The organism is Thiopseudomonas sp. SA1F2-1K (assembly GCF_057443035.1).
On the sequence record NZ_CM172014.1, the window covers coordinates 2028431 to 2052276 of the forward strand.

Genomic DNA, 23846 nt, shown 5'->3' on the forward strand with positions numbered 1-23846 from the left:
GCGATAGCCAATTACAACAGTTCTTTGCGCAGTTGCGCTGGACTCTTAGGCGACAGCAAACCAAAAGGAATATCAAATACCGTTTTAGCGCCAATATCGCCCACTCGATTTAACCGGTGCACAGCGCGGGCATAAGCAACCAACACACTGGAGGTAAACTCAGGGTTACTGCCAAGTGCTAGCGAGAACTCAACATTTTGTTGGGTGCCTAAGCCACTTTTACCACTGCGAATCACAAAACCGCCATGCGGCATAGCACTGTGCTCACTGGCTAGCGTCTGCTCGTCAATAAAGTGCACAGTGGTGTCGTAGTCAGCAAAATAGTCAGGCATGGTGACAATCACTTGCTTCACTGCCTCGGCATCGGCGCCTGCTTCTAGCACCACATAGCACTCACGGGTATGTTTTTCCCGAGTAGAGAGCTCTGGCTGTTCGCCGGCTCGCACGCGGTTCATTGCTTGCTCGGACGGCAAGGTATACTGCACCCCAGCTTTGACTCCCGGCACTCGTCGTACTGCATCGGAGTGACCTTGACTGAGACCTTTACCCCAAAAAGTATAGGTTTCTCCTACCGGTAGTACGCATTCACCGATCAGTCGATTCAGTGAGAATAAGCCTGGATCCCAACCCACCGATAACAAGGCGGTTTTGCCATGTTCACGGGCGGGCTGATCGACTGCTTCAAAGTACTCAGGAATTTTAGCGTGGGTATCAAAGCTATCGACTGTATTAAACAATGCGGCCAACGCTGGGCCTTGCTCTGGCAGATCACTTTTTGAGCCACCACATAAAATCATCACATCAATTTGCTCGGTGTACTTGGCCACATCTTGCATGGCATATACCGGTACCTCAGCACTCAGCAACTGCACCGAAGCTGGATCGCGGCGACTAAATACCGCCACTAACTCCATATCTTCGTTTTGCCCGATGGCCGCTTCAACTCCACGACCTAGATTGCCGTAACCAGCAATTCCGATTCTGATTTTTTGTGTCATTTTGCTCTCCCGTTGTTTCACTGCACAGCAACAAACTGCGCACTCTAGCGACTACCCCGACTCTGCCTGGCTGGCTCGCTCATTACTTATGTGGCTGACTGGCTAAAGCCACTGCTTTAAACATCGCACGGCGCTTATTTAAGGTTTCTTCCCACTCTAATTGCGGCTGTGAATCGCTGACAATCCCGGCACCCGCCTGAACATGCAGCTGCCCGTCTTGAATGACCGCGGTGCGAATCGCAATGGCGGTATCCATATTGCCATTCCACGCCAAATAGCCAACTGCTCCACCATACACGCCACGCTTGACTGGCTCCAACTCATCAATAATTTCCATCGCCCGCACCTTAGGTGCGCCGGATAAGGTACCGGCCGGTAAAATAGAGCGCAGCGCATCCATTGCGTTCAGTTGTGGCTGAATTTGGCCAGTGACATTCGACACAATGTGCATGACGTTGGAATAGCGTTCGATAATCATTTTTTCCGTGACCTTAACACTACCGGTTTGCGCCACCTGCCCCACATCATTACGGCCTAAATCGATTAGCATTAAATGCTCAGACAACTCTTTTTTATCGGACAATAAGTCTTGCTCTAAAGCCAGGTCTTCTTCGTTAGTTGCCCCCCGTGGCCGAGTGCCGGCAATTGGGCGCACGGTGACCAAGCCATCTTCCACCCGTACTAAAACTTCAGGCGAGCTGCCCACCACATGGAAGTCACCAAAGTTAAAGAAATACATATAGGGGGTTGGATTAGAGCTACGTAAAGCACGGTATAAATCAATCGGCGCAGCGGTAAACGGAATCGACATCCGCTGCGAGATCACCACCTGCATGCAGTCACCCGCGGCAATATAGTCCTTAATTTTATTCACCGAGTTCAAATAATCAGCCTGAGTAAAACTGGAAGTAAACGCAGGTTCTGGCTGATTAGCTAACTGTGGATTTAATCCTGGGCGCGGCGTAATTGGCTGACGTAGTTGCTCCATCAGCTGATCCAGTTGTAATTGCGCCTGCTGATAGGCATCGTCTTGCTCGGGATCAGCCAATACGATTAAATGCAGTTTACCGGCCAAGTTATCAAACACCACAACAGCTTCTGAAACCAGTAGCAAGATATCAGGATTTTGTAGAGTGTCTTGGCTTGGCGCTGGTCCTAATTTAGGTTGCACATAGCGTACACAATCATAGCCAAAGTAGCCGACTAAGCCGCCATTAAAACGGGGTAAGCCAGCAATATGCGGCACCTGATAACGCTCCTGAAAGTCTTCAACAAAGGCAAGCGGGTCGGTGGTTTCACATGATTCAATTAGCTCACCTTGGTGATGAATTTCCACTAACTCACCGCGGGCACTAAGAACAGTTTTGGCGGCCAAGCCGATAATCGAGTAACGCCCCCACTTTTCACCGCCCTGAACTGATTCCAAGAGATAACTATTGGGTGCATCGGCAAGTTTTAAATAAATCGATAACGGTGTGTCAAAGTCGGCGAGGGTTTCGCGGGACACAGGAATGCGGTTATAGCCTTGCTCGGCTAAGCATTGAAATTCTTCAAAATTCATAGCAACCTCGTGGTTTGAGGAGGGACAACAAAAATAAGTATGTGCAAACAGGCTCGGCAAAGTTGCCGATAGAATAAATTAGGCGCGCCAGCGCCAACGGCCATTAGCCGCTGGTACATATTTAGTCCACTGTTTGCAAATAACGACCACGAGATTCCCCTTGGTGAGCGGTATGCAGTAAAAGAATAACTAGAACACTAGCCGAAGCACCGACGCAGCGCAACTGCTTTTTTGTTCTAACAATATTATTTAACTTATTCAAAAAAAATGAGCCTTAATCGGCTCACTTTTTTATTTTAGCTAAACTTTATTGCACTAACTCAGCCAAGCTATCAATAATCCAGTCAGGATGTTCTTGCTCAATCGGTAAACCATGGTTATAGCCATAGGTTAGCGCGACACTCAATACTCCAGCGGCTTTAGCCGCCAAAATATCATTTCGCGAATCGCCCACAAAGACTGCTTGTTCTGGCTGTACCTTAGCCTGCTGTAAGACCCAATTAATCCCGTAAGGATCAGGTTTACGCTGGGCAAACGTATCTCCGCCCACCACCCAGTCAAAAAATTGAGTGAGTCCATGGCGCTCAAACAGCGCTGGCAAAAACTGCTCAGGCTTATTGGTTACTAAAGCCAAGGCAATCCCCTGCTGCTTGAGCGTCGTCAAGGTGGCTAACACGTGGGGATACAGCACGGTTAAATCATGCTGCTGCGCATAAAGCTGTAGAAATAACTTCAGCGCTGCCGCTGCCTCTGCGTTATCTACCAGACTTGCATCGAGCGCATCGGCCAATGCGCGGCGCACTAACACCTCTGCACCATTTCCTACCCATAGGCGCACCTTATCGAGGCCCGCTGCCGGGCGTCCAAGCTGCAACAACATTTGATCAGTCGCTGCGGCTAAATCAGGTACCGAATCAACTAAGGTGCCATCTAGATCGAACAGGATAAGCTGCGGTAGCTGTCCTGAACATCGAGTAGTTAAGCCTTGCACAGCCTTTATTTCACCTCCGCTAACTCAGCGCGCATCTGCTGAATCACGGCCTGATAATCAGGCGCATTAAAAATAGCTGAACCCGCAACAAAGGTATCGGCACCGGCTTGGGCAATTTGGCGAATGTTCTGCACGTTGACGCCACCATCAACCTCTAAACGAATAGCTTGGCCACTTTGATCAATTAACTGTCTTGCTTGACGCAGCTTTTCTAAGGTATGGGGAATAAATTTTTGCCCTCCAAACCCTGGGTTTACACTCATTAACAACACCATGTCAATTTTATCCATGACATGTTGTAACACATCTAATGGCGTCGCTGGATTAAACACTAAACCCGCTTTGCAACCACCATCTTTAATCAATTGCAACGAACGATCAATATGCTCGGAAGCCTCAGGATGGAAGGTAATGTAAGTGGCGCCAGCTTCAATGAAGTCACCAATGATCCGATCCACTGGCTTAACCATTAAGTGCACATCAATCGGTGCTGTCACACCATATTTACGCAACGCACTGCATACCATAGGCCCAATAGTTAGATTAGGCACATAGTGGTTGTCCATTACGTCAAAGTGCACAATGTCTGCCCCGGCCGCTAACACACGGTCAACATCTTCACCTAAACGGGCAAAGTCAGCAGATAAGATAGATGGGGCAATAGCATAGGGTTGCATTGATTTTCCTCAAGGCGTGGGAGTCAAAAAAATTAGTTAAATGATAGCCTGAATTGATCGCCCAGCGGCAATTACTCATCATCAGTTAAGATTTGCACCTGTTTTGCGATAATTGCATAGGCAGCATCAGCCAGTTCATTACTGATCGGCTCAACCTTTAATGTACCTTCCACCCACAATGGCTCGTAGATATCTGGCAAGGCAATGCCTTTAGCATAGCGCACTAATACGATTTGATTAGGAGGCGGAGGAGGCACATGAATACATGCCCCAGGATAAGGCACTAAGAAAAACTCAATATAGTCACTTTGCTCATTGGTTTCTAAGGGCACAGGATATCCAGCAAGAGCGATTTGCTTACCATCAAGCGCTGGCACAGTTTTATTAGAAAACATGACCTCAGATAGGTTTTTATCCTGATTTTTTAGGCCTCCAGGGCTATAAAAGCCACTCTCAGCCTCTGGGCCGGTATGCTCAATTTCTGGCATATTAAGCAACGCCTCAACATCTGAGGCAGGCATTAACTCTAACCAGTCTAATTCTTCAGCAGCCAAAACCCATTGTGCTGCGCTACTACTTATTAGTAGCACAGCACAAAGCAGCGATTTAAAATTTATTTGCTTAAGCACTGCATAACCATGTTACATCGTTATTTTTTACTGACCATGCCATACACCACCAGAATTACCACGGCACCTACTACAGCACCAATGAAACCTGCGCCCTCACCTGCGTGATAAATTCCCAATGCCTGACCACCATAGGTTGCAGCAAAAGAACCTGCAATACCTAAAATAATCGTCATGATCCAGCCCATAGGATCATCGCCTGGCTTAATAAAGCGTGCAATCAACCCTACTAAAAAGCCAATAACGATCGTACCAATAATACCCATGATGTGCCTCCATTGATCTGTTTTTATATACGCTAATAAAGACTTATGGAGGCACTGATGGTTCAGATTAATTGGCAATTAACTGCTTAATTTGCTCAATACCCTGGTGTAATTGCGCCATATTGCTACTACGCAAGGTGGCATGCCCTACTTTACGTCCTGCTTTAAAAGCTTTGCCGTAATCGTGCAAATGACAATTTGCCACATTTAACACTTCTGCAGCAGCAGGTATTGAGCCAATAAAGTTAAACATAGCGCTTTCGCCCACTTTCGCCACCGAACCTAGGGGTAATCCGGCAACTGCGCGTAGGTGGTTTTCAAACTGACTGCACTCAGCGCCTTCAATGGTCCAGTGCCCCGAGTTATGAACGCGGGGCGCAATTTCATTGGCTTTAAGACCACCTTCCACTTCAAAGAACTCAAACGCTAACACCCCAACATAATCCAGAGCATCCAGCATGCGTTTGGCGTATTGCTCAGCTAATGCTTGCTGCGGATGATCAGTACTCGCCACCGACAAATACAGAATGCCATTGTGGTGCTCGTTATGGACCAGCGGATAGCAACGGGTTTCGCCATCGCGGGCCCGCACAGCGATCAAAGACACTTCACCACTAAAATTGACAAAGCCCTCTAAAATACAGGGTACTTCGCCTAACTCAGCAAAAGCTCCCACCACATCAGCGGCTTCACGGAGTACCTTTTGCCCTTTACCGTCATAACCTAAGGTGCGTGTTTTTAACACCGCAGGCAAGCCAATTTGCGTCACTGCTTGCTCTAAATCAGCTTGGGATAACACATTAGCAAATTCGGTAGTAGGAATTTCCTGCTCTAAAAACAACGACTTTTCAAACCAACGATCGCGTGCAATACGCAATGCTTCAGCACTTGGGTAAACAGGTAAAAACTGCTCAAGATAGGCAACCGTCTCTGCAGGTACGCTCTCAAACTCAAAGGTCACTAGATCAACAGATTCAGCCAACTCTTTCAGAGCAGCCTGATCACTGTAACCGGCAACGATATGCCGTCCTAAATTCGCTGCACAGGCATCCTTTGCCGGATCTAAAAAACTAAAACTCATTCCCAGTGGAGTACCTGCTAAAGCCAGCATACGACCTAACTGTCCACCACCAATCACACCCACTTTCATAATCAGGCCTCACGTGGATCGGGGTTAGCCAGCACTGTTTCCGTTTGCTCTAAACGGAATTTATTCAATGCCTCATGGTACTCAGGATAAGCCACACCTAAGATACTGGCAGCCATTAACGCAGCATTGACTGCGCCTGCTTTACCAATCGCCATCGTCCCAACCGGTACGCCACCTGGCATTTGCACAATCGATAGCAGTGAGTCAACGCCCGACAACATCGACGATTGCACCGGCACCCCTAATACTGGTAAATGTGTTTTTGACGCACACATACCAGGCAAGTGCGCAGCGCCACCTGCGCCCGCAATAATCACTTTTAAACCTTTATCGGCTGCCTGCTCTGCATAACTAAATAGCAGATCGGGTGTACGGTGTGCTGAAACTACTTGAACCTCATGGGGAATGCCTAATTGCTCTAGCATTTCCACTGTGTGACTCAAGGTGCTCCAGTCTGATTTGGAACCCATAATAACGCCAACCAATGCGCCCATGGTCTAGCCTCTTTTTCTGTGCAAGCGCGAATCCGCGCGGTATAAACAACAAGCCACGCAGTTAAGCGTGGCTAAAATGAATGTTTGTTTAAAAATCTGCTGGATACACTGCTCAAGTCGTTCCGCTAAAAAACCAGCACATTTTTAAGGGTGAACAGTATACCTGATAATTTATTGTTTACGAAAAATCCGTTACTCCTGGGCCACTCCTGAGTAGCCACTCCCCCACTGCTTGAGCAAAGTTTGTGGGATGCCCAGTAAATTCAGTACCCGCGCCACAATAAAATCAACCATATCATCCACTGACTGTGGACGCTGATAAAAACCAGGGGACGCCGGTAAAATAACTGCGCCTAAATTTGATAATTTAAGCATGTGCTCAAGATGAATACTCGAGTATGGCGCCTCACGCGGCACAATAATTAGCTGCCGACGCTCTTTTAAGGTGACATCTGCGGCGCGCTCAATAAGGTTATTACAGGCACCACTGGCAATTGCCGAAAGAGTTCCGGTAGAACAAGGAATCACCACCATCGCCGCCGGTGCGCCGGAGCCAGAAGCCACGGGCGACATCCAATCTTCTTTGCCAAACACCTTGATTTGACCTGGCTTTGCCCCCGTGTACTCAGTTAAAAAGGCTTGCATCGCTTGCGGCTTGGCCGGTAGCTGCACATCGGTTTCGGTCGCAAGTACCAACTGCGCTGCCTTGGAAATTAAAAAATACACCTCGCGCTGCTGCTCAACTAAGCATTGCAGTAAGCGTAAGCCATATTGCGCACCAGAGGCGCCAGTCATGGCTAAGGTAATACGTTGCGGCCCACTCATGCTTCACCCAATGCTTTTAGCAATAATTGGTGCACTCCAGCAAAACCACCATTACTCATCACCACAATATGGGTATTGGGTTCGCTAGCCATCATCACGGCATTAACCAGCTCAGACAAATTTTCGTGAACTTGGGTTGGATTAGTTGCACCGGCTACTGCACCAGCTAAATCCCAACCTAAATTGGCTGGCGCATACCAAAACACCTCATCGGCTAACGCTGCCGAAGGCGCCAAGCCTTCTCGGTGTGCACCCAACTTCATGGAGTTAGAGCGCGGCTCAATCACCGCAATAATTTTTGCCGCCCCCACTTGCTTACGCAAACCATCTAAAGTTAATTCGATCGCTGTCGGGTGATGGGCAAAGTCATCATAGACCGTGACCTGCTTAACCGTACCTAGATTTTCCATGCGCCGCTTAACATTCTGGAACTCACTTAAGCCTTCAGCGCCCTGGGCAATGTCAATTCCAACATGACGCGCCGCGGCTAAAGCAGCCAAAGCGTTGGCTACGTTATGTAGGCCAGTTAAGGCCCACCTCACCTCACCTTGCACTTTACCCTCAAGCAGCACTTCAAAATGACTGCCATCTGCGGCTAATAAGTGCGCCTGCCACTGACCTTGCTCACCTGTGGTTTGCGTTGGTGTCCAACAGCCTTTGTCGATCACCCGCTGCAACGCAGTTTCTGCCTGTGGATAAATAATCAAACCTTGGCTTGGCACAGTGCGCACTACGTGGTGAAACTGCTTCTCAATATCCGCTAACGAGTCAAAAATATCGGCATGGTCAAACTCTAGGTTGTTTAACACCAAAGTGCGGGGGCGGTAATGCACAAACTTGGAGCGCTTATCAAAAAAGGCGCTGTCATATTCATCGGCTTCCACTACAAAGAAATCCGTCTCACCTAAACGCGCTGACACCCCAAAGTTTTGTGGCACACCGCCAATCAAAAAGCCCGGCTGCATGCCCGCCCACTCAAGTAACCAAGCCAACATACTACTCGTGGTAGTTTTTCCATGAGTACCGGCTACGGCTAACACCCAGCGCCCCTGCAACACATGGTCGGCCAGCCATTGTGGACCTGAGGTGTAAGGCAAACCTTTATCTAGCACATATTCAACCGCCGGATTACCCCGCGACATGGCATTACCAATAACCACTAAATCAGGGGCTGGCTGCAAATGCTCCGGCAAATAACCTTGCTGCAACTCAATGCCTTGGGCCTCTAGTTGTGTGCTCATCGGTGGATACACATTGGCATCCGAGCCGGTGACACGGTGTCCGAGCTGTTTCGCTAAAATCGCTAAAGAACCCATGAACGTGCCACAGATCCCAAGAATATGAATATGCATAACCACCTCATTAATAACTCTGGCAAAGATTACCACAAAGCAGCTGAAACAAGCCGCTTAAGCGTGGATTAAGGGCCGTGCTGTATTGCATATCTGCTAGTGATTAGGCAGGATGTGGGCACTACTCCTAGCTGCATTAAGGGCGCTACCATGAGAATAATTCAAGCCACCCTCGAACATTTAGACGTGCTCACCCCAATGTTTATTCGTTACCGTGAGCTATATGGCGCGATGCCGTTAGTTGAAGAATCCAGGGCTTTTCTTGAGCAATGCCTAAGCACCCAACAAGCAGTGGCCTTTCTGGCATTTGATGAAGCCACTGACAAGCTGATGGGCTTTAACCTGCTGTATTTAAGTCATTCTTCACTGTCACTGCGCCCGGTGTGGATTTTAAACGACATCTTTGTCTGCGAAGACTCGCGGCGTAAACAAGTGGCCCGCCATTTAGTGATTCGCGCCAAAGAAGAAGCGATTAAAAACAATGCCGTAAGAATTCGAGTGGCTACCAACAGCGCCAATGAAACCACCCGCAAAATGTATGAGTCGCTAGGTTTTTATGAGAATCATCAACTAACCAACTATATCCTAGCGCTTGAGTGAAGCATTGATTGCACACCCGCCCTGTTCAAGCTTTGTCGAAATAACCTATACTTTACGCACGTTTAACTGTGGATAAATAATCATGAGCTATAACAACATTCCTGCCGGAAAAGATTTACCTAACGATATTTATGTAGCAATCGAGATTCCAGCAAACTCATCGCCAATCAAGTACGAAATTGACACCGAACTCGACTGCTTAATGGTTGACCGCTTTATGGCAACCCCAATGTTCTATCCTGCAAACTATGGCTTTATTCCTAACACCTTAGCCGATGATGGCGACGCTTTAGATGTGCTAGTTGTTACTCCTTACCCAGTAGCTCCTGGTTCGGTGATCCGCGCTCGTCCGGTTGGTGTTCTGCACATGACTGACGAAGCGGGTGGCGATGCCAAGCTGATTGCCGTACCCCACGAAAAATTGACCCAACTGTACAATGACGTACAGGAGTACACTGATTTGCCTGCCCTACTACTCGAGCAGATCAAACACTTCTTTGAAAATTACAAAGACTTAGAAAAAGGCAAATGGGTAAAAGTTGAAGGCTGGGGCGATGCAGAAGCTGCCCGTGCCGAGATCACTAAAGCAGTGGCTGCTTTTAACAAGTAAGCACTAACGAAACTGCTTGATCCCTTAAACAGCCGGCGCTCTTTTGCCGGCTGTTTGCATTTTAATGATCCGCCCCGCTTGGGTGTTAATTTAGACCTTAGCTAGCTCAAGGTCACTGCATTAGCGAGATGTTGTTATGGCCCGCAAAAAAGCCACTGTCTCTTTTGAAGAGTCACTTACCGAATTGACTGCTCTGGTAGAAAAAATTGAGCAAGGCGATTTACCCCTAGATGAAGCACTGCAAGTGTTTGAACAAGGAGTGGTACTCACCCGCCAGTGCCAAACTGCCCTCGCCCAAGCCGAGCAAAAAGTTTCTATTTTATTAGCTGATAAAGATCAGTCACCCACTGAGCAACCTTTTGTAGCGGATGAAAAAGCATGATTCAAGCCTATCAACAGCAGTGCCAAGCCTTAGTTGATCAAGCACTCAAGCAACTACTAAGCACTGACAAGCCTGAGCTGACTCGGCTCTATGAAGCCATGCGCTACAGCGTGATGAATGGCGGTAAGCGGGTTCGCCCACTCTTGGTTTACGCAGCCTGTGAAGCCTTAGGTGGCGAGCTGAGCACTGCCCATGGTGCTGCCTGCGCAGTAGAGCTCATTCACGCCTATTCGCTGGTGCATGATGACTTGCCTGCAATGGATAACGATGAACTGCGCCGCGGCTTACCTACCACCCATATTGCCTTTGATGAGGCTTACGCGATTTTAGCCGGTGACGCCCTACAATCTTTGGCCTTTGCCGCCATTTGCAACCCTGAACTCTCGCCACTTGAGAGCGATTTACGCTTAGCCATGACCCTTGAACTGGCTCAAGCAGCTGGCGCTGAAGGCATGGTCGGTGGACAAGCGATCGATTTAAGTGCAGTAGGCCAGCAACTGAACCAGTCCGCCTTAGAGAATATGCACCAACATAAAACCGGCGCACTGATTGCGGCCAGCATTCGCTTAGGCGCTCTCGCCAGCAACCAAGCCAACCAGTACAACCTCGCTATTCTAGATCAATACGCTAAAGCGATTGGCCTAGCCTTTCAGGTTCAAGATGACATCTTAGATGTAACCAGCGACACCGAAACCCTAGGCAAGCCCCAAGGCAGTGATTTAGAACAGCACAAACCCACCTACCCTAGCCTGATGGGATTGGAAACTGCTAAGCGCTATGCCCAAGAGCTACATCAGCAAGCAATCTCAGCCCTTGAGCAATTGCCAGAGCCGGAGCGTGCACAACCGCTGCGCTTAATTGCAGACTACATTGTGCAAAGAGCCAACTAAGCGACAACACGCACTGGTTAGCAATCCCTTCAAGCCCAGGATGATTCTCACTAAGCACTATTATTAACTTAATAAAGTGCTTAGCTGATGGCTGACATAAATGACGGGCATAAAAAAACGCCTAGCCGAAGCTAAGCGTTGTTTTATGGTGGGTCGTGTAGGGGTCGAACCTACGACCAATTGGTTAAAAGCCAACTGCTCTACCACTGAGCTAACGACCCAAAAATGGTCGGGGTAGGGGGATTCGAACTCCCGACATCCTGCTCCCAAAGCAGGCGCGCTACCGGACTGCGCTATACCCCGAGTGGCTCCGCGACCTGGGCTCGAACCAGGGACCCAATGATTAACAGTCATTTGCTCTGCCGACTGAGCTATCGCGGAACTTCAATCTAGCTTTAGGTTGCTTTCGCTTCCTCCGTGCTAGTGGCGGTGTATTTTATAGAGTTAATTCTCTTTGTCAACCTTTATTTTAACTATTTAAATTTCTTTAAACTTTGCAAAAATAGTGGCAAGCAAACTTGCTGTGCTGACAGGGCGCATATACTATTAACACTACATTAACCTGTCAAGCTTTTATTTGTTTTTATTTGCTCCCACTGACTTACTATCAAGCAAACCGGTTTTCTAAAAACTCAACAATTGCCTTGGATTCATACAGCCAAGTCACTTCCCCAGTAGCAGAATCAAGCATCTTCAAGCAAGGTACCTGAATTTTACCGCCTTGCTGCTCTAGCTCTGCACGCGCCAGCGGATCATTTTTAGCATCTTTCAGCTCAATCGATACGTTTAACTCGTGCATTTTACGTCGCACCTTGACGCAAAAAGGACAAGCATGGAACTGATACAACTGGAAACCCTGTACTGCTTGATCCACTTGCTGCTGTTCAGCTGCAGAGCGTTGCTTCTTTTTCGGGCGCGTCACCCAATCAGCAAAAATAATGATTTGCCCCAACCCATTGCGTAATGCTTTAACTAACATCGACCTCACCTTACACTATTCGTTATTGTTAAACCCTAAGGAGGCGCGCAGTGTACCCTAACTAGGATTGACTGCCACACCCCTAGCCTATATCGCCTTTTGAGTGAACCATGCAACCTGCTGACTTAGAAAAACTTGTCACCCGCACTATGCCCTACGGCAAATACCAAGGTCGGCTGATTGCCGACTTACCTGGCCATTACCTTAACTGGTTTGCCCGCACTGGCTTTCCCAAAGGAGAAATTGGTGAACTATTACAGCTGATGCATGAGATTGATCATAACGGCCTCAGCAGCTTACTTATCCCGTTACGAGACAAAACGTACCGGTAAATTACGCCCTTTAATTTTGCCCTCTTGTAACCGTTGCAGAGCCTTACGCGCCACTGCACGTTCAACCGCCACATAGGCCTGATGATCAAAGAGCGAAATTTTTCCCACCTGCGCTCCTGACAATCCGGCATCACCAGTTAAGGCTCCCAAAATATCACCTGGACGTAATTTATGTTTACGCCCTGCCCCAATATTTAAACACTGCATAGCGGGTGTGTAATCTTGGTAGTTTGGTTTTAAAGCTGCTAATGAATACCACGCTAACGGCTCACTCTGCTGGGCCTCTATCGCTGCTGCACGATACGCTTCTTTAGGCGTGACCAAGCTCACGGCAATGCCACTCGCCCCTGCCCGCCCAGTACGACCAATACGGTGGGTGTGCACTTCAGGATCTCGAGCCAACTCAACGTTGAGCACCATTGGCAAATCATCAATATCCAAACCTCGCGCTGCAACATCTGTTGCCACTAATATCCGCGTACAACGACTGCTAAACAGAGTTAAGACTTTATCGCGATCGCGTTGTTCTAAATCGCCATGCAAGGCCACCGCAGCAATACCTTGTTGCTCAAGATGGGCGACCAACTCATTACACTGCTGTTTAGTTTGGCAAAATGCCACACAACTATCCGGAAGATAATGCCGTAGCAGCTGTTCCACAGCCGTTAAGCGCTGCTCTGGCTGCACCTCGTAAAAGTATTGTTGAATCTGGCTAGCTTGATGCTGACTTTCAACCTTAATCGTCACCGGCTGACGCAAAAATTCTGCCGCAAGCTGCTGAATGCCCACGGGGTAAGTGGCTGAAAATAATAGGGTTTGGCGCTTATTTGGGGTGGCTTGGATAATTTCTTGCATAATGTCAAAAAAACCCATATCCAGCATCCGGTCAGCTTCATCAAGTACTAAGGTTTTTAAACCATTAAAACTCACCGTACCTTTGCGCAGATGATCCTGAATGCGCCCCGGTGTGCCCACAATAATGTGCGCACCATGCTCTAGTGAACCCACTTGCGGACCAAAAGGGACACCACCACAGAGCGTTAAAATTTTAATATTATCCTGCGCTCTAGCTAAACGGCGTAGCTCTTTAGCCACTTGATCCGCCAGCTCACGAGTTGGGCACAATACCAACGCCTGACAACCAAAATAACGTGGATTTAACTGCTGCAATACACCCAAACCAAAGGCTGCAGTTTTACCACTACCGGTTTTAGCCTGAGCAATAACATCTTGACCTTGCAAGATAGCAGGCAAACTGGCCTGCTGAATCGCTGTCATCGATTGATAGCCCAGCTGCTGAAGATTCTCCAGCATCGCAGGGGAAAGATTAAGAATGGCAAATGCCGAAGATTGGGACACAAGTTTACCTATTAGATAAAGTATTTATTTAGCTTAACGCTGCTAGCTTTCTACTAGCAGCAACTAAACTGGATTACCCCTGTAAAGGGGTTTTATTTGGCTCACCCGCTATCTCACGCACCAATTTAGGCACCAAATAACCAGGTAAGTTAGCTAATAATTGTTGATGTAACTGTTTGGCTTGAGTTTCTGCCACTTCAAAGTGATGCGCACCCTGCACGCGATCTAAGACATGCAAATAGTACGGCAGCACATCCAGCTCAAATAAGCGTTCACTGAGTTCGATCAGCACCTCAGCGCAATCATTAATATCTTTCAGTAACACACTCTGATTTAACAAGTGAATTCCGCTGCGATGCCAAATAGGCAAACGTTTGGCATGCTCAGTCGATAACTCTTGGGGATGATTTACATGCAACACTAACGTAGTTTTTAAGCGGCTACGTTGCAATAGCGTTAACAACTCATCGGTTAAGCGCTGCGGAATCACCACCGGCAAACGGCTATGAATTCGAAAACGCCGCACATGGGGAATCGCCGCGATTTGCTCAAGCAGCTCTGCTAAAGCACTATCACTCAGCATTAACGGATCTCCCCCGCTCAGAATCACCTCGCTAATGCTGGAATCCTCTGCAATGTATTGCAATTGGTGCTGCCACTGCTCTCGTCCGACTCGATTTTCCTGGTAAGGAAAATGCCTTCTAAAACAATAACGACAATTAATTGCACAACCACTGGCAGCAATCAGTAGCACTCGGCCCCGATATTTGTGGATAATACCTTTCTGCACATTAGTGACTTGTTCACCTAGCGGATCAACGCCAAACCCCTCAACCTGCTGCAGCTCGTGTTGCACAGGCAGTATTTGACGCAGCAGTGGATCATTCCAATCCCCTTTTTGCATACGCGCGACAAAGGTTGGTGGCACCAATAAAGGAAACGCCAACTTTGTACGGAGCGTGCGCTCAATCTGGCTTGTATCAAGCGCTAACTGTGTGATTAGCTCAGCTACGGTTTTAACTGACTGAGCTAATATCTGCTGCCAACTCATGCCCTGATATTCATCATGAGTTTGCGTTATAATATGCATTTTGCAGGACCTTAAAACAGGACATTGGAATGGCTAACTATTCTACCAACGAATTCAAACCAGGACTTCGCGTACTGGTGGAAAACGAACCATGCATCATGATTGATGTTGAGTTTGTTAAACCAGGTAAAGGCCAAGCTTTTACTCGCGTTAAAATGCGTAACATCCGCACCGACCGTGTTTGGGAGCGTACGTTCAAATCAGGCGAGAGCGTAGAAAGCGCCGATATTAACGACCGCGATATGGAATACCTCTACACCGACGGTGAGTTCTGGCACTTTATGGCAACTGATGGTTCGTTTGAGCAAATCGCTGCGAGCGAGCAAGCCTTAGGCGACACCAAAAAATGGTTAAAAGAGCAGGAAGTATACAACATCATGCTATTCAATGAATCAGTTGTTAGCGTCACTGCACCTAACTTTATTGAGTTAGAAGTGACTGAAACTGATCCAGGCCTAAAAGGTGATACAGCGCAAGGTGGTACTAAGCCTGCAACCTTAAGCACAGGCGCGGTGGTACGGGTTCCACTGTTTATTACTATCGGTGAAAAACTAAAAATTGATACCCGCTCTGGCGAATACGTCAGCCGCGCGTAAGCAGTTAGCCTTTCCCGTTTTTCCTAAAGGGAGTCTGTTGACTCCCTTTTTTGTGTCTTGAGTACGAGTTTTCTATGCACAACTGGCAACCCTCGGCCACTCGCGAAGCACTCTTCGCTCGCCAAGCCCTATATCAAACAATTCGCCATTTTTTTGCCCAGCGCAAGGTGTTAGAAGTCGAAACCCCACTGCTGACTTTAGCGCCAGTAGCTGATCCCAACATCACCCCAATGCACTGTGAAGGCCGCTGGCTACACACCTCCCCAGAGTATGCAATGAAGCGCTTACTTTGCGCTGGTTTTGGAGATATTTACCAAATTTGCAAAGTGTTTCGTCAGGGCGAAGCCGGCCGTCGCCATAACCCCGAATTTACTATGCTGGAATGGTACCGCGTCGACTGGTCATTAGCGCAACTTATTGAGGAAGTAGCAGAGCTTATGCAACGGCTACTCAAGTCACGCTTTACCGAGTTACCTATACTGCACCTGAGTTATGCAGAGGCCATGCAAGCCTATGCTGATCTAGATGTGCATCATACCGATGATCAAAACATTGCCTCATTGGGCCAGCAACTGGCCAATGCTGATTTAGCACTGAGCCGCGACGGCTGGCTGGATATCATTATGAGCCATCAGGTAGAGCCTAACCTTCCGGCCAATACCTTGGTCTTTATTGATCATTTTCCTGCCTCACAAGCCGCATTAGCCAAAGTTATTGAGCAAGATGGCATCGCTGTGGCCGAGCGGTTTGAACTGTTCTTTAACGGCATGGAACTGGCCAATGGTTACCATGAGCTGACTGACCCAAAAATCCAACGCCAGCGCTTTAACCAAGAATTACAAGGCACCGACCGGCCTTGCGATGAGCTGTTACTGCAAGCCTTAGAAGTAGGCTTACCCGACAGTTCTGGCGTTGCCCTAGGTTTAGATCGGGTGCTGCTGCACCTATTAGATTGTAAAGAGATCGCCCAGGTACTCAGTTTTGACTGGAGCCGTGCCTAACTGTTAATCGATTACAGCTTTTAGTCAGCGATTGTTTTACAGTGCAAGGACGCACCTATTGATTATGGAGCTGCACCATGAGCCTTCCTGCTGCCTTTCTAGCTGCTATTGAGCAACGTCTACCGCAACAGCGTCTATTTACTGACCCGTTAAGCACCCTCACCTTCGGTACCGATGCCAGTTTTTATCGACTGATTCCCAAGCTGGTCATTCGAGTTGAGAGCGAGGCAGAGGTGGTGTTTATTTTGCAGCAAGCCAGCTTACATCAAGTACCCGTAACCTTTCGGGCTGCGGGCACCAGCTTATCAGGGCAAGCGATCAGTGATTCAGTACTTATTGTGCTGGGTGATCACTGGAATGCTAAACAACTGCTAGAAGATGGCAGAAAAATCCGCCTACAGCCTGGCGTAATTGGCGCCCAAGCCAATGCCGCTCTGGCGCACTTGCAACGCAAAATAGGGCCTGATCCAGCATCAATTAATGCGGCTAAAATTGGCGGGATTGTCGCTAACAACTCCAGCGGCATGTGTTGTGGTACTGCACAAAACAGTTATCACACACTGGCTGGTATACGCTTGGTACTGGCCGATGGCAGCATCTTCGATACAGAGTCAGAAACCAGTCGACAACAGTTTCGCCAATCTCATCAAACCTTATTAGACCAGCTTGCTCAATTAGCTACTGAGACTAAAAGCAATCAACAGCTGGCAAACAAAATTCGCCATAAATATCGGCTAAAAAACACCACCGGTTTGTCGCTCAATGCGCTCATCGACTTTACTGATCCGCTGGATATTTTAATGCACTTACTGGTGGGCTCTGAAGGCACCCTTGGTTTTGTCAGCTCAGTCACCTATCGCACCGTTCCCGACTACCCACATAAAGCCGTGGCGTTAGTGGTATTTCCTGATATTGATACCTGCTGCCAAGCGGTTGTTACACTAAAACAGCAGCCCGTCTCCGCCGTTGAGTTATTGGATCGGCGTAGCTTACGTTCTGTACAGTTTATGCAAGGGATGCCAACGTGGATTCAAGAACTATCGGAGAGCGCCTGTGCCTTACTCATTGAATCCAATGCGCCCGATCAAGCCACCTTAAGCACACAACTGGAGCACATCACCGATAGCCTAGCTAGCTATCCACAAGAGCAGCAGGTTGCCTTTACTCAAGACCCCAGCACCTACCAATTATTGTGGCGGATGCGTAAAGATACCTTTCCTGCAGTCGGCGCGGTACGCGAAAATGGCACTACCGTCATTATCGAAGACGTTACTTTTCCACTAGAAGTCTTGGCCCAGGGGGTTAAGCGCCTACTCGCCTTACTCGATAAACATCAATATGACGAAGCGATTTTGTTCGGCCATGCGCTCGAAGGCAACCTACATTTTGTATTTACTCAGCGCTTTGATAGCCCAGAAGCTATCGCTCGCTACTCCGCCTTTATGCAAGAGGTCAGCCAGTTAGTGGCCGTGGAGTTTGGTGGCGCACTCAAAGCTGAGCATGGTACAGGACGTAATATGGCTCCTTTCGTTGAGCTGGAATGGGGGCATGATGCTTATCAACTGATGTGGAAAATTAAACATCTGCTCGACCCACAGGGAATTTTAAACCCAGACGTGGTGCTTTCTAAAGATCCACAGATTCACTTAAAGCATCTCAAGCCACTACCTGAAGCGGATCCGATAGTGGATAAGTGTATTGAATGTGGCTTTTGCGAACCGGTATGCCCATCTAACGGACTCACGCTCACTCCGCGCCAGCGTATTGTTGCTTGGCGTGATATCCAACAGAAAAAACGCCAAGGACAGAACACCCAAGCACTTGAAACGGCTTATCAATATCAGGCTATTGACAGCTGTGCAGCGACCGGATTATGCGCGCAGCGTTGTCCGGTAGGGATTAATACCGGTGAGTTAATGCGTCAATTGCGTACACAACAAGCCCAAAGCCCGCGCCTTGCACAAACCCTTGCCCGTCACTTTAGCGCGACAGTTACGGCTACGCGCTGGCTATTAACTAGCGCTGAATTAGCTCGCAAGGTGCTTAGCGCACCACGACTTAATCGCTGGACCACACAACTCCATCAGCGCTTGCCTGCAGTCCCTGTGTATTTAACTGCTATGCCCACGGCGGCTAAGTCTGGGCCGCTGGCGCAACCAACAACCGCTGATAGCACACAGGATAAAGTGGTTTATTTTAGCTCGTGCGTTGCCAGTAACATGGGGCCTAGCTATTTAGATCCAGAACAAACGTCACTACGAGAAAAAACGCTACAACTACTCAATAAAGCAGGATTTGAGGTAATTATTCCAGAGCAGCCCGGCAGCCTGTGCTGTGGTCAACCCTTTGCCTCAAAGGGCTACCCTGAACAGGCCCAGCAGCACCTCAATCAACTGGCCTTAGCCTTGCTGCATGCCAGTCAACAGGGCAAGTACCCGATTTACTGCGATACCAGTCCTTGTAGTTTGCGCTTAATCCAGCAGCTGGCTGATCCGCGCTTAGCCATTTATGACTCGCCGGCCTTCTTGCGCCAGTTTGCTTTACCTAGATTAAACATTACTCGGCAACAGGCCCCGATTAGCCTACACATCACCTGCAGCTCTCAACATTTAGCCCAAAGCAGCGATCTATTAGCCATTGCTCAGGCCTGTGCTGAGCAGGTGATCGTACCTGAAGGTATTTATTGCTGCGGTTTTGCTGGCGATAAAGGCTTTACCATGCCAGAGCTCAATCAACATGCACTACGCAATTTGGCATCACAGGTTGAAGGCTGCCAGCAGGGTTTTAGTAGCAGCCGCACCTGTGAAATTGGCTTATCTAGTTATAGCGGACTGAGTTATCAGCACTTGGTATATTTGCTGGATAAGGTTAGTCAGCCGCTGTAGCGCGGCGAAATACCACGATCTTGGTGGTGTTTTTTTGCACCACTTGATCGTGCTGATTTTTAGTTTCGCTCTGATAGGTCACAATGCCCATCTCCGGCTTAGAGGCGGAAGGCTTGATCTCGGTGATACAGAGTTCGACATGCAATTGATCACCGGCCCGGGTAGGCATCGGCCAACTGACCTGACTCTCTAAACCAATCAAGCCATTCGCCACCGGAAAACACTCACTCCATAAACGCATAGTGATGCCAGCGGTTTGCCAACCACTGGCTGCCAAACCATTAAACACGGTGGCTTGGGCTGCTTGCGGATCTAAATGAAATGGCTGCGGATCATACAGATTGGCAAATTCTAATAAGCTGTCTAAGGTTAATTCATAACTGCGACTGGTAAAACGATCGCCTACGGCTAAATCGTCTAAGTACAAGGGGGTAAGATTGGTCATTGAGTTCTCCTATATTTGCTCTAGGATAAAGCAGCTTTAATAAAACTCGCACTGCACTTTAGCGTAACCGCTGACTCCAGAGTCGCTATTTTGGCTAATATCACTGATGGCAAGCGGGATAAAGCTCCCTAGCTATTCACCCTTGAGATTTAATCCTGTACTCTAGCTCAGTACCGTTCTCTTCTTGGGGTTATTCACCCCTCTTTTTATCAGGATCACTGTCATATCATGGATTCTCAGCATTCATATACTTTTTCTAAGCGAGCCAATCAGCTCACCAGTTCCGCCATTAGAGAAATCCTGAAAGTCACCACTCGACCGGAAATTATCTCCTTTGCTGGCGGCCTTCCTTCAGCTGATGGATTTCCTATTCCTGAATTACGTCAAGCCTTTGATCAGGTACTCGCTAATAACGGCCGTGAAGCACTGCAATACGGCCCAACCGAAGGTTATACCCCACTCCGTCAATGGGTAGCTGATGATCTCAGTACCGACGATGTCAAAATTAATCTTAATGAAGTATTAATTGTTTCCGGCTCACAACAAGCCTTAGACATGCTGGGTAAATTATTTATTGATAATGGCAGTAAAGTACTGGTGGAGTCGCCAACCTATCTCGGCGCCCTTCAATCTTTCTCTGTGTTTGAGCCTGAATACGTAGCGATGGATACCGATGAAGGCGGCTTAATTCCTGCGGAAGTATCTACTGCTAAAGCTCAAGGCGCGCGCTTTATTTATGCGCTGCCGAACTTCCAAAACCCTACTGGCCGCACCATGAACGCTGAACGTCGCCAAGAGTTTGTTGAGCGTTGTGCTGCCGCTAACTTACCGATTATCGAAGACGACCCCTACGGCGAACTGCGCTATATTGGCAGCCCACAGCCCAGCTTGCTAAGCCTAGGCCGCAAAGCGGGTGCAACCGTGATCCGCCTAGGTTCGTTCTCTAAAGTATTAGCGCCTGGTTTGCGTCTAGGCTATATCGTGGCACCTTCAGCAATTATCGATAAGCTGGTGCAAATTAAACAAGCCACCGACTTACACTCGCCAACCGTTACGCAAATGGCCGTTTATGAAGCGGTAAAAAATGGTTTCTTAAAACAGCATTTACCAACGGTGCGTGAACTCTATAAACGCCAATGCCAATTTATGCTGGACGCAATGCAGCATTACTTCCCTGAAGGCGTACACTGGACTCGTCCCGAAGGAGGCATGTTCCTCTGGGTCACCTTACCTGAGCATATGAGTGCCAATGAGTTACTGCAAAAAGCTATTGAGCGAAATGTAGCCTTTGTACCTGGCGAACCCTTCTATGCCACCGCCGAAGCTAAAACGAATACCTTCCGTCTCAGTTTTGTGACGGTATCTGAAGAGCGTATTCGTCAAGGCATTGAAATTTTAGGGCAATTGATTCGCGAACAACTCTAAATTTCAGCACCATAACACTAATCAAGCCGCATATTCTGCGGCTTGATTAGTACTACACTAACAACTCCACGCCTTTGCTATAGCACTTGTTGATTTAAGTGCACTCCATTTAACGACAGCGCAACACCCTGAGCCAAACTATCCCCCACCGGACACTTTTCAGCCACAAACTTAATTAAGGCTGCAACATCCTCTTTCGCCGAAGGCGACTCAATCCAATACTGGTAACGAATCGCTGAATAGCCAGGACGTACCTCTGACTTGCCTAAAAACCCATCAAGATCCAAGTCGCCCTCTAACTTAACGTTAAATCCATCCAATACCACATTAAACTTGGCGGCATAGACCCGAGCTACAATTGCCTGGCAAGCACCTAAAGCTCCCAACAATGCTTCCACAGGATTCATTCCAGTATCCGTACCGCCTAAGCTCTTGGGCTCATCTAGCATGAGCTCAAATTGACGCGCCTGCACCTTAACTGCAACTCCTTGCTGTAACTCAGCACAGACATTGACCTGCTCTACTGCCATAACACGCTTCTCCCTAACTAGTCGCTAAAAAATCAATCTAACGCTATATCTGCCGAACCATAAATAACTAATGGCTATATAACCCATAAAAAATGCCCAAGGCTACGCTTGGGCAGTGGCGCGAACTTCGCTAGTTTTACAATAGCAGGCTGCGAATTTCTGCTAAGAGATCACTTAAGCGCCGGGTAAACTGAGCAGCCGCAGCACCATTAATTACTCGGTGATCATAGGATAATGACAACGGCAGCAGCAGGCGCGGCTTAAATTTCTTGCCATTCCAAACCGGCTGCATGGTGGCGCGTGACACACCTAAAATGGCTACTTCGGGAGCATTCACAATCGGAGTAAAACCCGTTCCACCAATATGTCCCAAGCTTGAAATAGTAAAGCAAGCACCTTGCATTTGATCGGGGCTAAGTTTTTTATTACGGGCTTTGTCGGCTAACTCTGCTGCTTCAGCGGCTAATTGCAGCAAGCTTTTTTGATCCACATCCCGAATCACAGGTACCAATAAGCCCTCAGGTGTATCAACTGCAAAGCCTAAATGCACGTATTTTTTGCGAATTACTGCCGTACCACTCGGTGCTAATGAGCTATTAAAATCTGGCATTTCCTTTAACAAATGAGCACAGGCTTTTAGTAAAAACGGCAGAATGGTTAATTTGACCCCTGCTTGTTCCGCTACCACTTTTTGTGCCACTCGAAATTTTTCGAGCTCACTAATATCTGCCGACTCAAACTGTGTGACATGTGGCACGTTCAGCCAGCTACGATGCAAATTAGTCGCCCCAATTTGCTGCAAACGGGTCATGGCGACCTCTTCTACTTCACCAAAGCGTGAGAAGTCAACTTCAGGAATAGGCGGAATACCTGCGCCTGGTGCTTCTCCACTCGCAGCCTTTTGTTTGCTAAGGACAGTTTGCACATACAACTGCACATCTTCTTTCACAATCCGATCGTGCGGCCCAGTCGCAGTCACTAAGCCTAAATCCACTCCAAACTCTCGCGCCAACTTTCGTACCGCAGGGCCGGCATGTACTTGGCTTTTGGCTTTTGCAGGCTTAGTCGGTTGACTAATCGGCGCAACGGATACAGAGGTAGCCGTATCAATAGACTCTGCTGGTGTCATTGACTCTGTTGCTGGGGCGGTTGTATCAGGTGTAGCTTCTGCTTCACTTGCAGCAACTTGAGTTTTAATTTTAAAAATTAAATCGCCTGTACCCACTTCAGCATCTAAGCGCACCAGCACTTCAGTTATCTCACCGGCAACGGGTGATGGAATTTCCATACTGGCTTTATCTGATTCCAGCGTCAGCAGTGAATCTTCCGCTTGCACCTGATCACCCACCGCCACCATCAGCTCAATCACCCGTGCTTTCCCAGCGGAACCAATATCTGGCACTTTAATCTCTTGCTCTTCAGCACTTATTTCAGTTGCTGACTTAACAGCGGGCGCTACTGAAGATTCAGCCTGCTCTTCACTCGCTTGCTCTGTGGTTGACTGGCTTTGCTCTGCAGACTCAGTAGCTTCAACCGCTGCCGATTCGACCTCCAACTCCAGTAACTCATCGCCTTCTTTTAAGCGATCCCCTAACTGTACCTTTAAGCTTTTAATAATCCCCGCTTTCGGCGCTGGAATTTCCATACTGGCTTTATCAGACTCCAGCGTCAGCAAACTTTGCTCTGCTTCAATTTCATCGCCAACTTTGACAAATAACTCAATTACCTCACCTTCACCGTTACCGATATCAGGCACGCGAATTAATTCAGTGGTCATCG

25 protein-coding genes and 3 tRNA genes are annotated in these 23846 nt (G+C 48.1%); 9 read left to right on the forward strand and 19 right to left on the reverse strand.

The annotated features are described in order from the left end of the window. Nucleotides 1–11 precede the first annotated feature (11 nt). The 10 genes from AC2T15_RS09885 to mpl all read right to left on the reverse strand — a co-directional run bounded on the left by AC2T15_RS09885 (nt 12) and on the right by mpl (nt 8943). On the reverse strand, nt 12–998 hold the full coding sequence (locus AC2T15_RS09885) for a diaminopimelate dehydrogenase (protein WP_286638361.1): 987 nt from the start codon (nt 996–998) through the stop codon (nt 12–14). Nucleotides 999–1080: 82 nt separating this feature from the next. Continuing rightward, a complete protein-coding gene (gene trpE, locus AC2T15_RS09890) occupies nt 1081–2559 on the reverse strand; it encodes an anthranilate synthase component I (protein ID WP_486778189.1) in 1479 nt (492 codons plus the stop codon). A 307-nt stretch (nt 2560–2866) separates the two neighbouring features. Continuing rightward, on the reverse strand, nt 2867–3550 hold the full coding sequence (locus AC2T15_RS09895; RefSeq protein ID WP_486778190.1) for a phosphoglycolate phosphatase: 684 nt from the start codon (nt 3548–3550) through the stop codon (nt 2867–2869). Nucleotides 3551–3555: 5 nt separating this feature from the next. Beyond that, nucleotides 3556–4227 (reverse strand): ribulose-phosphate 3-epimerase, encoded by a 672-nt coding sequence (gene rpe / locus AC2T15_RS09900; protein ID WP_053100447.1) that lies wholly within the window; start codon nt 4225–4227, stop codon nt 3556–3558. A gap of 71 nt (nt 4228–4298) precedes the next feature. Continuing rightward, the gene (locus AC2T15_RS09905) at nt 4299–4748 is read right to left on the reverse strand and encodes a DUF3299 domain-containing protein (RefSeq protein ID WP_486778191.1); all 450 of its coding nucleotides are present in this window, start codon (nt 4746–4748) and stop codon (nt 4299–4301) included. A 128-nt stretch (nt 4749–4876) separates the two neighbouring features. Beyond that, nucleotides 4877–5122 carry a GlsB/YeaQ/YmgE family stress response membrane protein gene (locus tag AC2T15_RS09910; RefSeq protein ID WP_053102861.1) on the reverse strand — a complete coding sequence of 82 codons (246 nt, stop codon included), beginning with the start codon at nt 5120–5122 and terminating at the stop codon, nt 4877–4879. Between the two features lie 67 nt (nt 5123–5189). Next, a complete protein-coding gene (locus AC2T15_RS09915; RefSeq protein ID WP_053100450.1) occupies nt 5190–6272 on the reverse strand; it encodes a 5-(carboxyamino)imidazole ribonucleotide synthase in 1083 nt (360 codons plus the stop codon). 2 nt (nt 6273–6274) lie between these two features. Then, nucleotides 6275–6766, reverse strand: a complete 492-nt coding sequence (gene purE / locus AC2T15_RS09920; RefSeq protein ID WP_053100455.1) for a 5-(carboxyamino)imidazole ribonucleotide mutase — start codon at nt 6764–6766, stop codon at nt 6275–6277. A 192-nt stretch (nt 6767–6958) separates the two neighbouring features. Beyond that, nucleotides 6959–7591: a flavin prenyltransferase UbiX gene (gene ubiX, locus AC2T15_RS09925; RefSeq protein WP_053100456.1), complete on the reverse strand. Its 633-nt coding sequence runs from the start codon at nt 7589–7591 to the stop codon at nt 6959–6961. Next, on the reverse strand, nt 7588–8943 hold the full coding sequence (mpl, locus tag AC2T15_RS09930) for a UDP-N-acetylmuramate:L-alanyl-gamma-D-glutamyl-meso-diaminopimelate ligase (protein ID WP_486778192.1): 1356 nt from the start codon (nt 8941–8943) through the stop codon (nt 7588–7590). Before mpl ends, ubiX begins: the two co-directional genes overlap by 4 nt. A 150-nt stretch (nt 8944–9093) precedes the next feature. On the opposite strand from mpl, the gene AC2T15_RS09935 reads away from it, so the two are divergent. The 4 genes from AC2T15_RS09935 (at nt 9094) to ispA (ending at nt 11425) form a co-directional block, all read left to right on the forward strand. Next, nucleotides 9094–9543 carry a GNAT family N-acetyltransferase gene (locus tag AC2T15_RS09935; protein ID WP_053100458.1) on the forward strand — a complete coding sequence of 150 codons (450 nt, stop codon included), beginning with the start codon at nt 9094–9096 and terminating at the stop codon, nt 9541–9543. Nucleotides 9544–9625: 82 nt separating this feature from the next. After that, complete coding sequence (gene ppa / locus AC2T15_RS09940; protein WP_053100459.1) at nt 9626–10153, forward strand: inorganic diphosphatase; 528 nt, start codon at nt 9626–9628, stop codon at nt 10151–10153. A 136-nt stretch (nt 10154–10289) separates the two neighbouring features. After that, entirely contained in the window at nt 10290–10535 is a 246-nt protein-coding gene (locus tag AC2T15_RS09945) for an exodeoxyribonuclease VII small subunit (protein WP_486778193.1), read from the forward strand. Then, the gene (ispA, locus tag AC2T15_RS09950; RefSeq protein WP_486778194.1) at nt 10532–11425 is read left to right on the forward strand and encodes a (2E,6E)-farnesyl diphosphate synthase; all 894 of its coding nucleotides are present in this window, start codon (nt 10532–10534) and stop codon (nt 11423–11425) included. The genes AC2T15_RS09945 and ispA overlap by 4 nt, the downstream gene beginning before the upstream one ends. A 146-nt stretch (nt 11426–11571) precedes the next feature. Here the strand turns inward: ispA and AC2T15_RS09955 are convergent. The 4 genes from AC2T15_RS09955 to AC2T15_RS09970 form a co-directional block, all read right to left on the reverse strand. Next, nucleotides 11572–11646 (reverse strand) — tRNA-Lys (locus AC2T15_RS09955). Nucleotides 11647–11651: 5 nt separating this feature from the next. Continuing rightward, nucleotides 11652–11728 (reverse strand) — tRNA-Pro (locus AC2T15_RS09960). 2 nt (nt 11729–11730) lie between these two features. After that, nucleotides 11731–11806, reverse strand: a tRNA-Asn gene (locus AC2T15_RS09965). A 226-nt stretch (nt 11807–12032) separates the two neighbouring features. Continuing rightward, complete coding sequence (locus tag AC2T15_RS09970; protein WP_053100462.1) at nt 12033–12404, reverse strand: glutathione S-transferase N-terminal domain-containing protein; 372 nt, start codon at nt 12402–12404, stop codon at nt 12033–12035. 110 nt (nt 12405–12514) lie between these two features. On the opposite strand from AC2T15_RS09970, the gene AC2T15_RS09975 reads away from it, so the two are divergent. Next, a complete protein-coding gene (locus AC2T15_RS09975; protein ID WP_053100463.1) occupies nt 12515–12736 on the forward strand; it encodes a DUF3820 family protein in 222 nt (73 codons plus the stop codon). Here the strand turns inward: AC2T15_RS09975 and dbpA are convergent. Together dbpA and epmB are read right to left on the reverse strand one after the other, a co-directional pair. Continuing rightward, nucleotides 12713–14050, reverse strand: a complete 1338-nt coding sequence (gene dbpA, locus AC2T15_RS09980) for an ATP-dependent RNA helicase DbpA (protein ID WP_486779039.1) — start codon at nt 14048–14050, stop codon at nt 12713–12715. The genes AC2T15_RS09975 and dbpA overlap by 24 nt on opposite strands. Nucleotides 14051–14168: 118 nt before the next feature. After that, complete coding sequence (gene epmB / locus AC2T15_RS09985) at nt 14169–15185, reverse strand: EF-P beta-lysylation protein EpmB (RefSeq protein ID WP_053100464.1); 1017 nt, start codon at nt 15183–15185, stop codon at nt 14169–14171. A gap of 29 nt (nt 15186–15214) precedes the next feature. Here epmB and efp point away from each other — a divergent pair, with 29 nt between their 5' ends. The 3 genes from efp to AC2T15_RS10000 all read left to right on the forward strand — a co-directional run bounded on the left by efp (nt 15215) and on the right by AC2T15_RS10000 (nt 19667). Beyond that, nucleotides 15215–15781 (forward strand): elongation factor P, encoded by a 567-nt coding sequence (gene efp, locus AC2T15_RS09990; RefSeq protein ID WP_053100465.1) that lies wholly within the window; start codon nt 15215–15217, stop codon nt 15779–15781. A gap of 74 nt (nt 15782–15855) precedes the next feature. Continuing rightward, nucleotides 15856–16782, forward strand: coding sequence for an EF-P lysine aminoacylase EpmA (gene epmA, locus AC2T15_RS09995; RefSeq protein ID WP_486778195.1), 927 nt, complete (start codon nt 15856–15858; stop codon nt 16780–16782). 77 nt (nt 16783–16859) lie between these two features. Further along, nucleotides 16860–19667 carry an FAD-binding and (Fe-S)-binding domain-containing protein gene (locus AC2T15_RS10000; protein ID WP_486778196.1) on the forward strand — a complete coding sequence of 936 codons (2808 nt, stop codon included), beginning with the start codon at nt 16860–16862 and terminating at the stop codon, nt 19665–19667. Here the strand turns inward: AC2T15_RS10000 and AC2T15_RS10005 are convergent. Further along, nucleotides 19651–20112, reverse strand: a complete 462-nt coding sequence (locus AC2T15_RS10005) for a MaoC family dehydratase (protein ID WP_286593288.1) — start codon at nt 20110–20112, stop codon at nt 19651–19653. The two genes, AC2T15_RS10000 and AC2T15_RS10005, sit on opposite strands and share 17 nt — an antisense overlap. Nucleotides 20113–20340: 228 nt before the next feature. Between AC2T15_RS10005 and AC2T15_RS10010 the strand changes: the two genes are divergently transcribed. Then, nucleotides 20341–21537 carry an aminotransferase-like domain-containing protein gene (locus AC2T15_RS10010; RefSeq protein ID WP_486778197.1) on the forward strand — a complete coding sequence of 399 codons (1197 nt, stop codon included), beginning with the start codon at nt 20341–20343 and terminating at the stop codon, nt 21535–21537. A gap of 77 nt (nt 21538–21614) precedes the next feature. Here the strand turns inward: AC2T15_RS10010 and AC2T15_RS10015 are convergent, their stop codons facing one another. Together AC2T15_RS10015 and aceF are read right to left on the reverse strand one after the other, a co-directional pair. Continuing rightward, nucleotides 21615–22067 carry an OsmC family protein gene (locus AC2T15_RS10015; RefSeq protein ID WP_053102870.1) on the reverse strand — a complete coding sequence of 151 codons (453 nt, stop codon included), beginning with the start codon at nt 22065–22067 and terminating at the stop codon, nt 21615–21617. Between the two features lie 136 nt (nt 22068–22203). Then, nucleotides 22204–23844, reverse strand: coding sequence for a dihydrolipoyllysine-residue acetyltransferase (gene aceF / locus AC2T15_RS10020; protein ID WP_486778198.1), 1641 nt, complete (start codon nt 23842–23844; stop codon nt 22204–22206). Nucleotides 23845–23846: the final 2 nt, after the last annotated feature.

Bases quoted from the DNA above. Each gene is read 5' to 3' on its own strand.
- epmA (WP_486778195.1), top strand. From the start codon at position 15,856: ATGCACAACTGGCAACCCTCGGCCACTCGCGAAGCACTCTTCGCTCGC.
- mpl (WP_486778192.1), bottom strand. From the start codon at position 8,943: ATGCATATTCATATTCTTGGGATCTGTGGCACGTTCATGGGTTCTTTA.
- AC2T15_RS09935 (WP_053100458.1), top strand. From the start codon at position 9,094: ATGAGAATAATTCAAGCCACCCTCGAACATTTAGACGTGCTCACCCCA.
- efp (WP_053100465.1), top strand. From the start codon at position 15,215: ATGGCTAACTATTCTACCAACGAATTCAAACCAGGACTTCGCGTACTG.
- AC2T15_RS09970 (WP_053100462.1), bottom strand. From the start codon at position 12,404: ATGTTAGTTAAAGCATTACGCAATGGGTTGGGGCAAATCATTATTTTT.
- ubiX (WP_053100456.1), bottom strand. From the start codon at position 7,591: ATGAGTGGGCCGCAACGTATTACCTTAGCCATGACTGGCGCCTCTGGT.
- aceF (WP_486778198.1), bottom strand. From the start codon at position 23,844: ATGACCACTGAATTAATTCGCGTGCCTGATATCGGTAACGGTGAAGGT.
- ppa (WP_053100459.1), top strand. From the start codon at position 9,626: ATGAGCTATAACAACATTCCTGCCGGAAAAGATTTACCTAACGATATT.
- AC2T15_RS09915 (WP_053100450.1), bottom strand. From the start codon at position 6,272: ATGAAAGTGGGTGTGATTGGTGGTGGACAGTTAGGTCGTATGCTGGCT.
- AC2T15_RS10005 (WP_286593288.1), bottom strand. From the start codon at position 20,112: ATGACCAATCTTACCCCCTTGTACTTAGACGATTTAGCCGTAGGCGAT.
- epmB (WP_053100464.1), bottom strand. From the start codon at position 15,185: ATGCATATTATAACGCAAACTCATGATGAATATCAGGGCATGAGTTGG.
- AC2T15_RS09975 (WP_053100463.1), top strand. From the start codon at position 12,515: ATGCAACCTGCTGACTTAGAAAAACTTGTCACCCGCACTATGCCCTAC.
- AC2T15_RS09905 (WP_486778191.1), bottom strand. From the start codon at position 4,748: ATGCCTGCCTCAGATGTTGAGGCGTTGCTTAATATGCCAGAAATTGAG.
- dbpA (WP_486779039.1), bottom strand. From the start codon at position 14,050: ATGCTGGAGAATCTTCAGCAGCTGGGCTATCAATCGATGACAGCGATT.
- AC2T15_RS09945 (WP_486778193.1), top strand. From the start codon at position 10,290: ATGGCCCGCAAAAAAGCCACTGTCTCTTTTGAAGAGTCACTTACCGAA.
- AC2T15_RS10015 (WP_053102870.1), bottom strand. From the start codon at position 22,067: ATGGCAGTAGAGCAGGTCAATGTCTGTGCTGAGTTACAGCAAGGAGTT.
- AC2T15_RS10010 (WP_486778197.1), top strand. From the start codon at position 20,341: ATGGATTCTCAGCATTCATATACTTTTTCTAAGCGAGCCAATCAGCTC.
- purE (WP_053100455.1), bottom strand. From the start codon at position 6,766: ATGGGCGCATTGGTTGGCGTTATTATGGGTTCCAAATCAGACTGGAGC.
- ispA (WP_486778194.1), top strand. From the start codon at position 10,532: ATGATTCAAGCCTATCAACAGCAGTGCCAAGCCTTAGTTGATCAAGCA.
- AC2T15_RS10000 (WP_486778196.1), top strand. From the start codon at position 16,860: ATGAGCCTTCCTGCTGCCTTTCTAGCTGCTATTGAGCAACGTCTACCG.
- AC2T15_RS09885 (WP_286638361.1), bottom strand. From the start codon at position 998: ATGACACAAAAAATCAGAATCGGAATTGCTGGTTACGGCAATCTAGGT.
- rpe (WP_053100447.1), bottom strand. From the start codon at position 4,227: ATGCAACCCTATGCTATTGCCCCATCTATCTTATCTGCTGACTTTGCC.
- trpE (WP_486778189.1), bottom strand. From the start codon at position 2,559: ATGAATTTTGAAGAATTTCAATGCTTAGCCGAGCAAGGCTATAACCGC.
- AC2T15_RS09910 (WP_053102861.1), bottom strand. From the start codon at position 5,122: ATGGGTATTATTGGTACGATCGTTATTGGCTTTTTAGTAGGGTTGATT.